This window comes from Streptomyces sp. NPDC088747 (genome assembly GCF_044751025.1).
Taxonomy (GTDB): domain Bacteria; phylum Actinomycetota; class Actinomycetes; order Streptomycetales; family Streptomycetaceae; genus Streptomyces.
On sequence record NZ_JBIVKZ010000001.1, the window covers coordinates 410,857 to 424,295 of the forward strand.

At 71.9% G+C, this 13,439-nt stretch carries 9 protein-coding genes; 7 read left to right on the forward strand and 2 right to left on the reverse strand.

The annotated features are described in order from the left end of the window. Positions 1–16 precede the first annotated feature (16 nt). The 3 genes from ACIP79_RS02090 (at position 17) to ACIP79_RS02100 (ending at position 5,584) form a co-directional block, all read left to right on the forward strand. Positions 17–2,875: a DEAD/DEAH box helicase gene (locus ACIP79_RS02090; protein ID WP_401218028.1), complete on the forward strand. Its 2,859-nt coding sequence runs from the start codon at positions 17–19 to the stop codon at positions 2,873–2,875. Continuing rightward, the gene (locus ACIP79_RS02095) at positions 2,872–4,152 is read left to right on the forward strand and encodes an SWF or SNF family helicase (protein WP_401218030.1); all 1,281 of its coding nucleotides are present in this window, start codon (positions 2,872–2,874) and stop codon (positions 4,150–4,152) included. Before ACIP79_RS02090 ends, ACIP79_RS02095 begins: the two co-directional genes overlap by 4 nt. A gap of 88 nt (positions 4,153–4,240) precedes the next feature. Beyond that, positions 4,241–5,584, forward strand: coding sequence for an esterase-like activity of phytase family protein (locus ACIP79_RS02100; RefSeq protein ID WP_401218033.1), 1,344 nt, complete (start codon positions 4,241–4,243; stop codon positions 5,582–5,584). A 126-nt stretch (positions 5,585–5,710) separates the two neighbouring features. Here ACIP79_RS02100 and ACIP79_RS02105 read toward each other — a convergent pair whose 3' ends face one another. Beyond that, entirely contained in the window at positions 5,711–6,343 is a 633-nt protein-coding gene (locus ACIP79_RS02105) for a hypothetical protein (protein ID WP_401218036.1), read from the reverse strand. A 473-nt stretch (positions 6,344–6,816) separates the two neighbouring features. Next, positions 6,817–7,983 carry a xylose isomerase gene (gene xylA, locus ACIP79_RS02110; protein WP_401218039.1) on the reverse strand — a complete coding sequence of 389 codons (1,167 nt, stop codon included), beginning with the start codon at positions 7,981–7,983 and terminating at the stop codon, positions 6,817–6,819. A gap of 183 nt (positions 7,984–8,166) precedes the next feature. Here xylA and xylB point away from each other — a divergent pair, with 183 nt between their 5' ends. The 4 genes from xylB to ACIP79_RS02130 all read left to right on the forward strand — a co-directional run bounded on the left by xylB (position 8,167) and on the right by ACIP79_RS02130 (position 13,397). Beyond that, complete coding sequence (gene xylB, locus ACIP79_RS02115) at positions 8,167–9,612, forward strand: xylulokinase (RefSeq protein ID WP_401218042.1); 1,446 nt, start codon at positions 8,167–8,169, stop codon at positions 9,610–9,612. Between the two features lie 45 nt (positions 9,613–9,657). Continuing rightward, positions 9,658–10,866 carry an ROK family protein gene (locus ACIP79_RS02120; RefSeq protein WP_401218044.1) on the forward strand — a complete coding sequence of 403 codons (1,209 nt, stop codon included), beginning with the start codon at positions 9,658–9,660 and terminating at the stop codon, positions 10,864–10,866. 446 nt (positions 10,867–11,312) lie between these two features. After that, on the forward strand, positions 11,313–11,912 hold the full coding sequence (locus ACIP79_RS02125; RefSeq protein WP_401218047.1) for an N-acetylmuramoyl-L-alanine amidase: 600 nt from the start codon (positions 11,313–11,315) through the stop codon (positions 11,910–11,912). 120 nt (positions 11,913–12,032) lie between these two features. Beyond that, positions 12,033–13,397, forward strand: coding sequence for a GAF domain-containing protein (locus ACIP79_RS02130; RefSeq protein WP_401219190.1), 1,365 nt, complete (start codon positions 12,033–12,035; stop codon positions 13,395–13,397). The last annotated feature ends 42 nt before the right edge of the window (positions 13,398–13,439 follow it).

A 13,439-nucleotide genomic window follows, 5' to 3' on the forward strand; every position in this document is an offset into this window, starting at 1 on the left:
GGAATGCGTCATCGCTGTGCAGAGGATTCCTGCGGCAACTCCCGCCGAGATCGCTGAACTGGCCCGATGCAGTGCCGTGTTCGTATCCGCCGGACCGCCAGGCAGCGGCAGGGTCGCCTTCTGGCACCCGGACGGCGACGCCCCTCCCGTGGTGGCGTCCGGCTCCCCCGAGGATCTGGCCGTCGTCCTGCCCTCGGACGAGGAAGGGGGTGTCGGCCTCGTCACCGTCCCCGCCGTCTCCCTCCCCGTGCGAGCCGCTCTGCCGGTCCTCACGCGCGCGCGTGCCGCCGCGCAGGCACACCGGTCGACGTCGTTCTGGGGCGCGGCCGCGGTGCTCGCCCTCCAGTTCGCCGCGCGAGGGCTGCTGCTGCCCGGACTGACCGACGACGATCACGACACCTGGCGCGCGGGCCCGCTACGGCCCGAGGACCGGGAACGGATCCGTGAGCTGGCCGCCTCGATGCCGCCCCACGCACACGCGGTGCCGCTGGAAGGCGACGGACCGCTGCGGCTGCCCGACCCGGAGCGCCTGCTGCGGGCGTTCCTCGACGCGGTCGCCGACGCGCTGCCCCGCTCACCGGCGGCGGCGCTCGCGGCGGGCGGCCCGGCCTTCGCGGCGCGGGAGCCGCAGCACGTCCCCGAGCAGCGCCCCTGGGCCGCGGACGTCGCCGCGACGCACGACGCGGACGTACGGATCTCGTTGCGCGTCGAGGTACCGGGGCTCGCGTCGGCGGTGTCGGAGGAGACACGACTGCCGTTCCACGTGGTGCTCCAGGTGCACAGTGAGAGCGATCCGAGCCTCGTCGCGGACGCCTCCACGGTCTGGGCCGGAACCTCGCCGTTCGGCCCCCGCGCGCGGATGGACGTCCTGCTGGTACTGCGCCGTGCCGTCCGGGCCTGGGCCCCGCTGACTCCGCTGCTGTCGGCATCCGTACCGGACGCCGTCGAACTCGCCGACGAGGATGTCACCGAGCTCCTCGGCGAGGGCGCCCGCGCGCTGGCGGTCGCCGGCATCGACGTGCACTGGCCGAAGGAACTGGCGCGGAAACTGTCCGCGCGCGCGGTAATCGGTCCGCCGGACGACGAGGGAGGCCCGGCCAAGGCGTCGTCGGACGCGCCCTCCTTCCTGTCCGCTGACGCGCTCCTCGCCTTCAACTGGCGGTTCGCGCTGGGCGACCAACAGCTCACCCGGCGGGAACTGGACCGGCTCGCCGAAGCGAACCGGCCCGTGGTGCGGCTGCGCGACCAGTGGGTGCTGGTCGATCCGCGAGAGGTACGCCGCGCGCAGGCGCAGCAGGATCGCAAGGTCACGCCGATCGACGCGCTGAGTGCCGCTCTGACGGGCTCCACAGAGGTCGACGGCCTCCGGGTCGATGTGCGGCCCACGGGGTGGCTGGCGACGCTGCGAGAGCGACTGGCGGACCCCGAGGCGCAGGAGCCGGTCGGGCAGCCCGCTCCGCTCGCCGCGACGCTGCGGGACTACCAGTTGCGCGGGCTCAGCTGGCTCGCCCGGATGACCTCTCTGGGACTGGGCGGCTGCCTCGCCGACGACATGGGTCTGGGCAAGACGATCACCCTGATCGCACTGCATCTCCACCGGCAGACTGACGAGTCGGCCGCGGGCCCCTCGCTCGTTGTCTGTCCGGCCTCCCTGATGGGCAACTGGCAGCGCGAGATCGAGAAGTTCGCCCCCGGCGTCCCCGTGCGGCGCTTCCACGGCTCCCGGCGCAGTCTGGAGAGCCTGGCCGACGGGGAGTTCGTGCTCACGACGTACGGCACGATGCGGCTGGACGCGCCGCGACTCGCCGAGGTGAGCTGGGGCATGGTCGTCGCGGACGAGGCGCAGCACATCAAGAACCCCTACTCGGCGACGGCACGGGCTCTGCGCACGATCGGCGCACGCGCGCGCGTGGCGCTCACCGGCACCCCGGTGGAGAACAACCTGTCGGAACTGTGGGCGATCCTCGACTGGACGACTCCCGGACTGCTCGGCAGGCTCGGCACGTTCCGCACGCGGTACGCGGCGGCCGTCGAGGCCGGTCAGGACCCCGCGGCCGCGGAGAGGCTCGCCAAGCTCGTACGGCCGTTCCTGCTGCGCCGCCGCAAGTCGGACCCGGGTATCGCGCCCGAACTGCCGCCGAAGACCGAGACCGACCGCGCGGTGTCGCTCACCAGGGAACAGGCGGGTCTGTACGAAGCCGTGGTGCGCGAGACCCTCGCCGAGATCTCGGGGGCGGACAGCATGGCGCGGCGCGGCCTCATCGTGAAGCTGCTGACCGGGCTGAAGCAGATCTGCAACCACCCGGCGCAGTTCCTCAAGGAGGAGCGGCCGAAGATCCCGGGCAGGTCCGGGAAGTTGGAGTTGCTGGACGAACTGCTCGACACCATCCTTTCCGAGGGAGCGAGCGTTCTGGTCTTCACGCAGTACGTGCGGATGGCGCGCCTCATGGAGAGTCACCTCGCGGCGCGCGGCGTGCCGACGCAGTTCCTGCACGGAGGGACGCCCATCGGCGAGCGCGAGGCGATGGTGGACCGCTTCCAGGAAGGTGCGGTCCCCGTCTTCCTGCTGTCGTTGAAAGCGGCCGGCACGGGGCTGAACCTGACGCGTGCCGAGCATGTCGTGCACTACGACCGCTGGTGGAACCCCGCCGTCGAGGCACAGGCCACGGACCGCGCGTACCGCATCGGCCAGAGCCGGCCCGTGCAGGTGCACCGGTTCATCACGGAGGGGACCATCGAGGACCGGATCGCCGACATGCTGCGGCGCAAGCAGCGGCTGGCGGACGCGGTGCTCGGCGCGGGTGAGGCGGCGCTCACGGAACTGACCGACGCCGAACTGGCCGACCTGGTGGAGCTGCGAGGGAGCGCACGATGACGGAGCACGACAAGGAGCGCACGTTCGCCGCCCAGCCGCCCGCGCCGGGACGGAGTTTCGCCCAGACCTGGTGGGGCCGGGCCTGGCTGCGGGCCCTGGAGGACGCCGCGTTGGACTCGGAGCAGATCAAGTCGGGCCGCAGACTCGCCCGCGCGGGAGCGGTGGGCGCCGTCTCGGTGCGTCCGGGGCGGATCACGGCCGTCGTGCGGGACAGCGATGGCAGCACGCACCGGGCGGACGTACTGCTCCAGGAGCTGTCCGAGAGTCAGTGGGACCGCTTCCTGGACATGGCGGTCGAACGCGCCGGGCACGTCGCCGCACTCCTCGACCGCGACATGCCGCCACACCTGGTCGAGGACGCGGCAGCCGCCGGAGTCGAACTCCTGCCGGGACTCGGCGATCTGGAGGCGGAGTGCGACTGCGGCGCCTGGGACCACTGCGGGCACACGGCCGCGCTCTGCTACCAGGTGGCATGGCTGCTGGACCAGGACGCGTTCGTACTGCTGCTGATGCGGGGGCGGGACGAACGCACACTCCTGGACGAGCTTCAGGCGCGTAGCAGCGCACCCACGCGTGAGGCGGCGGCGCCGAACCCCGGTCCGGCGGGCGTGGACGCCTCCGAGGCCTACGCGGCTGGGGACATCCTTCCGGCGTTGCCGGCCCTCCCCGCGCTGCCCGCGGGGCCGGGGCAGCCGCCCTCCCTGGACATGGAGACCGCTCCGGCATCCGGCGTCGACCCCGCCGCCCTGGAGTACGTGGCGGCTGTGACCGCGAGCGAGGCCTACCGGCTGCTCGCCGAGGCGCTCGGTGCCGGACACGGGCAGCAGGCGGTCGAGGAGGAACTGACGCTCGTACAGGATGCGGTCCGGATGGCGGCGGGTCGGCCGGAGGAGGCGATGACGCGGCGGCTCGCCGAGGGTTCGGGGCGCGGGCGGGAAGAGCTGGAACTCGCCGTCCGGGCCTGGCGGTACGGAGGTGTGGCCGCGCTGACCGTCCTCGAAGAGGAGTGGACGGTCGAGGGAGAATCACTGGCACGCGCGCGTGCGGCGCTTCAGTCGGCCTGGGACGGGGACGAGCGCCCTCGGTTGCGTGCCGCACACAACCGCTGGACCGCGATCGGCGCGTCGACCCAGCTGCGGTTGGGGCGCGACGGCCGGTGGTGGCCGTATCGCAAGGAGGGCGTTCGTTGGAGCCCGGCGGGGCCGGCGGTGGGGGATCCCGCGACGGCTCTGGCCATGGCTGAGGGGGACACGAGCGGCGACCCGACGAGTGGTTGACGCACCACGTTCACCTCGGAGCCACACCACGTTAGGCACCGGGGCGAACTCTGGCCGCTGTCAACGAACTTGTGCCCCAGGAGGCCAGATGTCCCCGCACGCCGTCAGTAGGCGCCGCGTCCGCCGATCCGTCGCCGCGGGCCTGCCACTCGCCGTGGTCGCCGCCCTCGTGGTGACCGGTACGGCGAGCGCGGAGGGTCACCACTCGCAGGCGCGGGTGACGGCCACCGCGACGCTCGGCGACATTCCGCTGGGCACGTTCAGCAACGCGCTGCTGCCCGGCACCGTGGCCGACGACCGAGGTGTGGACCTCGGCGGGATCGGCAGCGACATCTACCCGGCGGGGCGCAAGGGCGAGTTCTGGACCGTCACCGACCGCGGTCCGAACGGCCAGATCAAGGTGGACGGCACGAAGCGCCGCACGTTCCCGGTGCCCGGTTTCGACCCGGCGATCGTGAAAATCCGGGTGTCCGGTGACACCGTGGAGGTGCTCGACTCGATCCCGATCACCACGTCGCACGGAAAGGCCGTCACCGGGCTCTCCAACCAGGCGGAACGCGACGAGGCGCCGTACACCTACGACGCGCAGACCCCGCTCTCGTACAACCCGAACGGGGTCGACACCGAGGGCATCGTGCGCGCCGCTGACGGCACGTTCTGGCTGGTCGACGAGTACGGTCCGTCGCTGCTCCACGTCTCCGCGCGCGGGAAGGTGCTCACGCGCTACGTGCCCAAGGGGCTGAACCTGAAGGGCGCGGACTACCCGGTGGTCGAGGCACTGCCCTCGGTCCTGCTGCACCGGAAGATCAACCGCGGCTTCGAAGGACTCGCCCTCCTCCCCGGTGGTGACCTGGTGGTCGCCGTGCAGAGCCCGCTCTCCCTCCCCGACGGCGACGCGGGAGAGGCCTCGCTCACCACACGGCTGCTGCGCTTCTCGACGAAGAAGCGGGCCGTGACCGCCGAGTACGCGTACCGCTTCGACCCGGTGAACGTGGTCGACCCGAGCGAGGACGACACCTCCGAACTGAAGATCTCCTCCGTGGTGGCCGTCGGCCGAGACAAGCTGCTCGTGGAGGAGCGCACCGACAAGGCGGCTCGCCTCCAGACGGTCAAGCTCACCAGCAGCGCGAACATCCTCGGCAGCCGGTGGGACAAGGACACGACGTCCCCCTCCCTCGAGCAGCTCGACGACCCGGCGGCGTCCGGAGTCCCGGTACTGCGCAAGCGCCTCGTCGTGGACCTGGGCACGGTGGACGGGGTACCCGGCAAGATCGAGGGCGTCGCGCTCGTGAACGACAGGACTCTCGCGCTCATCAACGACAACGACTTCGGGATGACCGACGGGACGGGCGCGTTCGACGCCCAGGGCCGCCTGGTGGACAGCGGCATCGAGACGACCGTCACGTACGTACGGCTGCCGCACGGCATCTGACCCTCACACCCCCGGGGGGCCCGATTGCACCCCCCGGGGGCTCATTCTCAGGGCATGCGCGCGTGGGCCGTATCTGCGGGGCACGCGCGCGTGAGCCGTGAACAACGGCCACGCGCGTGTGGCCGTTCACGCCAGCGGCGCGGTGAGCTTGTGACTGCCGCTGCCGACGTCGGCGGCGAGGCTGCAGGCGACGTTGTCTATGCCGACGTCGTAGCCCCGGGGGTCCGGATACTGCACGAGAGTGCCGCGCACGGTGCCCGCGGGCTGCTGGGCGGCCTTGCGTTCCAGAGGCGCTTCGCACAGGGCCGAAGCCGCCTTCTTGAGGGCGGCGTCGGTCGAGTAACTGCCGTTGAGTTCGGCCACCTTCACGACCTCGGCGTCATGCGGTGTGCCGCACGAACGCTTGGCGGCCTGCCCGGGCAGGCTGTCGTTCGTGTTGAAACAATCGCCCGCCCTCAACAGGTAGAACGGCACTTCGTCGTCCGCCAGCGTCGGGAAGAGGGATTCCAGGCCGCTCGGCAGCTCCGAGGGCAGGGACGGCACCTCGCTCGGCAGCTCCGAGGGCAGCGACGGCAGTTCACTGGGCAGTCCGGAAGGCAGTTCGCTGGGCAGCTCGGTCGGGATGCTGAACGACGGGGAGGGTGAACGCGTGCTCCCGCCGCTCTCCGTGGGTGACTTGTTGTCCTGGTCTCCGTCGCCGCCGGTCACCGCAAGCGCCACGGCGACGATGACCCCGAGGCCCACGAGGACGGCGAGCACGAGGAACAACCTGTTGCGTCGATGCCCTCCCCGATGACCGCCGGGCCCACCCGGTGGACCGGGCGAGGATGGAGGCTGCCAGCCTCCTCCGCCCTGCCCGGGTGGCCCGCCGCCGCCCTGGGTCGGCGGATCGTAGCCGCCGAAACCGCCGGGAGGCGGGCCATAGCCGCCGGACCCCTCGGGGGGAGGCCCGTAGCCTCCCGAGGACGGTGGACCGAAACCACCGCCTCCGGAAGGCGGTGGTCCTCCTGGCGGCCGAGGAGGCTGAGGCGGTAAGGGCGGCATGGCCATACCGTCAAGAGTCGCCTCGAACCGGTCACCACGCGACCCCCGCGCCGAAGTTGATACGGACCCATGCCATGGACGGCACGATTCCGGTGAATTCGGCGCAAGGATCGACGCGGGCGGGCCGAGAGGGAGTACGGGCGCCGCACTTCGCGAGAGCCGGCCCCGTACCCCCTCCCCGGGTCGAATCAGCCTCGCGCACCCAGGAGGTGGTCCATGGCGAGCTGGTCCAGCCGCTCGAAGGCCATCCCGCGCGCGGCGGCCGCTTCCACGTCGAAGTCCTCGGAGGACGCACGGTCCGCGAGCAACCCCTTGAGGCCGTCCGCGGCGGTCGGCTGCGCCAGCTCGTCCAGGCGCGAGGCCCGCAGTGCGTCCTGGACCTCGGAATCGGCACGGAAGGCCGCCGCACGGTCGCGCAGGATCAGGTAGTTGCGCATGCAGCCCGCCGCCGAGGCCCAGACGCCGTCGAGATCCTCGGTCCTCGGCGGCTTGAAGTCGAAGTGCCTCGGCCCTTCGTAACCGGCGCTCTCCAGCAGGTCGACCAGCCAGAACGCGGAACGCAGATCTCCCGCCCCGAAACGCAGGTCCTGGTCGTACTTGATGCCGGACTGGCCGTTGAGGTCGATGTGGAACAGCTTGCCCGCCCACAGCGCCTGCGCGATGCCGTGCGTGAAGTTCAGCCCGGCCATCTGCTCGTGGCCCACCTCGGGGTTGACGCCGTACAGCTCGGGGCGTTCGAGCCGCTCGATGAACGCCAGGGCGTGTCCGACGGTGGGCAGCAGGATGTCGCCGCGCGGCTCGTTCGGCTTCGGCTCGATCGCGAACTTCAGGTCGTAGCCCTGCGAGGTCACGTACTCGCCGAGGAGGTCGAAGGCCTCCTTCATGCGGTCCAGGGCGACGCGGATGTCCTTGGCGGCGCCGGACTCGGCGCCCTCCCGGCCGCCCCAGGCGACGTACGTACGGGCGCCCAGCTCGGCCGCGAGATCGACGTTGCGGATCGTCTTGCGGAGCGCGTAGCGACGTACGTCACGGTCGTTGGCGGTGAACGCGCCGTCCTTGAAGACGGGGTGCGTGAACAGGTTCGTCGTGGCCATCGGCACCTTCATGCCGGTCGCGTCGAGGGCCTGCCTGAACCGCTTGATGTGGGACTCGCGCTCGCTGTCCGAGGACCCGAAGGGGATCAGGTCGTCGTCGTGGAAGGTGACTCCGTGGGCGCCGAGCTCGGCCAGGCGCTGCACCGACTCGACCGGGTCCAGGGCACGCCGGGTGGCGTCGCCGAACGGGTCCCTCCCCTGCCAGCCGACGGTCCACAGGCCGAAGGTGAACCTGTCCTCGGGGGTGGGCTGGTAGTTCATGTCGCGGCTCCTTGCATTGCTCCGACTATTTCGTCATGGCGCTTAACAAATTAGTATGCGAAGGCATCCCTGGGAAGAGACAACGTGTCCCGAGACCGGGACAGGTCGCGAGACCCGGGCCACAGTGGTCCGCAGCACCAGGAAACAGGCCGATCCCGCGGAGCCGCGGAAGAGGGAGAACCGATGTCAGCAGCCGAGGGTCCGCTCGTCGTCGGGGTGGACTCGTCCACCCAGTCCACCAAGGCCCTGGTCGTCGACGTGTCGACCGGACAGGTCGTGGCGAGCGGCCAGGCGCCGCACACCGTCACCTCCGGAGCGGGCCGCGAGAGCGACCCGAGGCAGTGGTGGGACGCGCTCCGCGAGGCGCTGCACCAGTGCGGCGACGCGGCGCGCGAGGCCGCGGCGGTGTCGATCGGCGGCCAGCAGCACGGTCTCGTGACGCTCGACGCCCAGGGCGAACCCGTACGCCCCGCCCTGCTCTGGAACGACGTGCGGTCGGCGCCGCAGACCCGTCGGCTGGTGGAGGAACTGGGCGGCGCGAAATCCTGGGCCGAGCGCACCGGCAGCGTGCCGGCCACCTCCTTCACCGTCACGAAGTGGGCGTGGCTGGCCGACAACGACCCCGACGCCGTTCGCGCGACCGCGTCCGTGCGCCTCCCCCACGACTACCTCACCGAACGGCTCACGGGACAGGGCACCACCGACCGCTCGGACGCCTCCGGAACCGGCTGGTGGACGTCGGGTACCGAGGCGTACGACGACGAGGTGCTCGCGCACATCGGGCTCGACCCGGCCCTGCTGCCTCGCGTGGTCAGGCCCGGCGAGGTGGCCGGAACCGTGCATTCCGCCGGTGAGCTGCCCTTCTCCAAGGGCACGCTCGTCGCCGCCGGCATGGGTGACAACGCGGCCGCAGCGCTCGGACTCGGCCTGCGCCCCGGGACTCCGGTGCTGAGCCTGGGCACCTCGGGCACGGTGTACGCCGTCTCGACCCGTCGCTCCGCCGACCCGACCGGCACCGTGGCGGGCTTCGCCGATGCGCGTGGCGACTGGCTGCCGCTGGCCTGCACGCTGAACTGCACGCTCGCCGTCGACCGCGTGGCGGCGCTGCTGGGCCTGGACCGCGAGGCCGTCGAGCCCAGCAAGGGCGTGACGCTCCTCCCCTACCTGGACGGTGAGCGCACCCCGAACCTGCCGCACGCCTCGGGGCTGCTGCACGGCCTTCGGCACGACTCGACCGGCGGCCAGCTGCTCCAGGCGGCGTACGACGGTGCCGTCCACTCCCTGCTGGGCGCCCTCGACCTGGTGCTCGACCCGGACGCCGACCGCTCCGCTCCGCTGCTGCTCATCGGAGGGGGCGCGCAGGGAGCGGCCTGGCAGCAGACCGTACGTCGCCTTTCGGGACGGCCCGTCCAGGTTCCGGAGGCCAGGGAACTGGTCGCGCTGGGCGCCGCCGCGCAGGCCGCGGGCCTGCTGACCGGCGAGGACCCGGCCGCGGTCGCCCGACGCTGGGACACGGCCCGCGGGCCCGTTCTCGATGCCGTGGCACGGGACGAGGAGACGCTGGCGAGGATCTCCGGGGTACTCTCCGACGCGGCCCCGCTGCTGGAACGCGATTCGAACGGGAACTGACGCGGACACCCCGAACGGACGGGCCGGACAAGGACTGAGGGAGGCATGACCGCACCGCTGCACGAGGCACATCCGACCGGTTCCGGCCGCCGCCTGCCCGACACCCAGCAGGGCATGCGCCGCCGCAACCTCTCCCGGGTCATGCACACCGTCAACGCCGAGGGGCCGCTGTCACGCGCCGCCGTCGCGTCGCGCATCGGTCTGACCCGGGCGGCCGTCTCAACGCTGGTGGACGAGCTGATCCGTTCGGGACTTCTCCAGGAGCTGGGGCCGGAGCGGCCTGGCCGGGTGGGGCGGCCCGGGTCGGCGCTCGCCGTCAGCGGACACGGGCCGGCGGGGATCGGCGCGGAGGTCGGCGTCGACCATCTCGCGGTGTGCGCGGTCGACCTGCGCGGCGACGTGCGGGCTCGGGCAGTACGTCATGGCACGAACCGCGGCCGGGAGCCCGGTCCCGTGATCGCCGAGCTGACCTCGCTGGTCCGTCATGTCATCGCCGAGGCGGAACGGGAGGGGCTGTGGCCCGCGGGCCTCGCGGTCGCCGTGCCCGGCTTGGTGGCCCGGGACGCCCGCACCGTGGTTCGCGCCCCCAACCTCGAATGGCATGACACGGACCTCGGTGCGCTGCTGCCGGGCGAGTTGCCGCTGACCGTGGACAACGAGGCCAACTTCGGCGGCCTCGCGGAACTCTGGCTCGGTGAGGGAACCCCGCGCGACTTCCTGCATGTGTCGGCGGAGATCGGCATCGGTGCGGCCGTGCTCGTGGACGGTCGGCTGTTGCGCGGCACGCGCGGCTTCGCGGGCGAGTTGGGGCATGTGCCGGTCCGGCCGGAGGGGCCGCCGTGCCCGTGCGGTGGGCGCGGCTGCCTGGAGCAGTACGCCGGCGAGGAGGCTGTCCTGCGTGCCGCCGGGCTGGAACCGGGCGCGGACCGGGTGGGACTGCTCGCCGAGCGCGCGGCCCAGGGTGACGCGGACGTACGACGGGCGCTGCGCGGAGCCGGCACCGCGCTCGGCATCGCCCTGACCGGAGCGGTCAATCTGCTGGACCCGGAGACCGTCGTGCTGGGCGGAGCCCTGTCCGGGCTCGCGCCCTGGTTGCTGCCCTCGCTGGAACGTGAGTTGGCGCGGCGCACGGCGGGGCCCGCCTGTGCCGTGTCCGTGTCGCGGTTGGGGCCGGAGGGCCCGCTGCTGGGCGCGGCGCACTCCGTGGTGCGGGCTGTGCTCGACGATCCGGTGGGGGTGGCGGGGCGGCCTTAGAGGGTTGCGGGCCGCCTTAGGGCTTGCGGGCCGCCTTAGGGCTTGTGGGCTGCCTTTGCGGGAGTGCGGGGCGGTTCTTCGCCCACCAGCGATCGCCCATCGCCCATCGATAGCCAGTTACTGGTCACCGGCCGCTGGTCACCGGTGGCCGCCCAACACCGCTGGCCCATCACCGGCACCGGCACCGGCACCGGCACCGGCCGGTCATCGCTCAGAGATTCTCTCTGCGAAGCCTTCATGGATTCCTCCTTTCGAGTGGCCGAGTTGTCCACAGGCCGGGGCCTGTCCACCGTTTCGTGTCCGACTCCTCTGCTCAACCCGCGAGCACCGTACCGTGATTCACGCGAGGCGCAGCTGAGGTCACGGCTCACGGTGCCGAGCCGATCCGGCGACTCCCCTGCGCCGCCGCACCGCATCGCCCGTCACGACCGAAAGGCGGATCTCCCTTGGAACGAACCCGATCCTCCCCCAGCCGACGACGCGTCCTGAAGGGCGCCGCCCTGGCAGCCCTCCCCTACGCGTTACTCCCCGAAGCGCGGGCCACGGCGCACGCCGAGGCCGTCGACTACCCGACCGCCGAATGGGTTCCGGCGAGCACGTCCAACTACACGGCTGCCAACCGGCCGACCAGCCATCGGCTCGACTACGTGATCATCCACGTGACCCAGGAGAACTACTCGGACACGCTGTCCATCTTCCAAAACCCGCAGAAGAAGGTGTCCGCCCACTACCTCGTGCGATCGGCCGACGGGCATGTCGCGCAGTGCGTGAGAGAGCGCGACATCGCCTGGCAGGCGGGGAACTGGGACTACAACACCCGCAGCATCGGCATCGAGCACGAGGGCTGGGTGGACAAGCCCGCCTACTTCACCAACGCCCTGTACGAGGAGTCGGCCAAGCTCACCACCGCCATTTGCGACAGATACGCGATCCCCAAGGACCGCGCACACATCCTCGGCCACTACCAGGTACCGGGTTCCGACCACACCGACCCGGGGCCGAACTGGGACTGGACTCGCTTCATCAGACTCGTCAACTTCGCCTGAGCCGCCGGTCCTTCGGCGGTGCGGACGGCAGCCCGGCCGAAGGAGTGGTCACAGAGCTTGTCCGGGCCTCCACCGGGCGTGACGATGGCCGGTAGCCGCACAGCCTTCCGGGAGGCCGAGTTGACCGATCCATGGGTGGCCCTGGAACCGGGCGCCGATCCCGTCGAGCGGGTTCGGATCCTGCGCAGCGCCCACAAGGCGTTCACCGAGGCGGGCACGGTGCCGCGGCCGGTCCGCTCGGTAGTGGCCGAGTCGTGGCGGCGTTCGGCGCGGGCCGGCGTCGTACCGGACGGCACCGCGCGCGTGGAACTCATGGACGGGGATCTCGGTGCCTACCGGGCGGAGCATCCGCTGGCCCGGGTGATGCCGTTGTTCCGGGAACTCATGGGGACGTTCGCGGCGGACGGGGAGCACCTCCTGGCGGTATGTGACGCCCAGGGCAGACTGCTGTGGGTCGAGGGCCATCCTGCGACACGGCGGCAAGCGGGACGGATGAACTTCGTTCCGGGGGCGCGCTGGTCGGAGACCTCGGTCGGTACGAACGCGCCGGGTACGGCGGTCGCGGTGGACCGGCCGGTGCAGGTGTTCGCGGCCGAGCACTTCTTCCACCGCGTCCAGCCCTGGACGTGCGCGGCGGCGCCGGTGCACGATCCGCGCACCGGCCGGCTCCTCGGCGCGGTCGACATCACCGGCGGGGACGGGCTCGCGCATCCGCACAGTCTCGGTTTCGTCCAGGCGGTGGCGCGGGCCGCGGAGTCCCAGTTGGCCCTGCTCGCACCGCCGCGGGCGTCCTCCGACAGTGTCGAGCTGTCCGCGCTGGGCCGCGACGAGGCCCAACTGGTCGCGCTCGGCCGGAAGGTCAGGCTCAGTCGTCGGCACAGCGAGATCCTGGTGTTGCTGGCACGACACCCGGAAGGGCTGACGGGTGACGAGTTGCTGTGCGCGCTGTACGAGGACGAGTCGGTGACCCCGGTGACGCTCCGCGCCGAACTCACCCGGCTGCGCAGGCTGCTCGGCCCTGGCCTGCTCGCCTCGCGCCCCTACCGGCTCACGGCACTGGTCGAGTCCGATGTCGGGGTCGTCGAGCGGCGGCTCGGCACGGGCGCGGTGATGGCCGCGGCGTCGGCGTACGCGGGGCCGTTGCTGCCCGGTTCGCAAGCACCGGCGGTGGTGCGGTTGCGGCGCAGGCTCGCAGACGGGTTGCGCATGGCGCTCATCGCCCGGCGGGATCCCGACCTGTTGGCCGACTGGGCGCACGCGCCGTGGGGCGAGGAGGACCTCGACGTCTGGCGGGCGCTGGCCGCCGTACGCCCGACAGCGGCCGTACGGGCGCGCGTGAACGAGTTGGAGGCGGAGCTGTCGGCAGGGCTGCCGGCGGAGCTGTCAACCGGGCTACCGCGCTCGGCACACCCGGCTTGGGCGCGACCGGTTCGCCAGAGTGATCCGAAAGCCTCCGCAACGTCCTCGCAACGTCGCCGCTCCTAGCCTCGGCGGCGAGAGCTGCCCAACGGCGGGCAGCGCTTCTCC

Excerpts from the sequence above, each read along its gene's own strand:
- ACIP79_RS02095 (WP_401218030.1), top strand. The coding sequence starts at position 2,872 with ATGACGGAGCACGACAAGGAGCGCACGTTCGCCGCCCAGCCGCCCGCG.
- ACIP79_RS02100 (WP_401218033.1), top strand. The coding sequence starts at position 4,241 with ATGTCCCCGCACGCCGTCAGTAGGCGCCGCGTCCGCCGATCCGTCGCC.
- xylA (WP_401218039.1), bottom strand. The coding sequence starts at position 7,983 with ATGAACTACCAGCCCACCCCCGAGGACAGGTTCACCTTCGGCCTGTGG.
- xylB (WP_401218042.1), top strand. The coding sequence starts at position 8,167 with ATGTCAGCAGCCGAGGGTCCGCTCGTCGTCGGGGTGGACTCGTCCACC.
- ACIP79_RS02120 (WP_401218044.1), top strand. The coding sequence starts at position 9,658 with ATGACCGCACCGCTGCACGAGGCACATCCGACCGGTTCCGGCCGCCGC.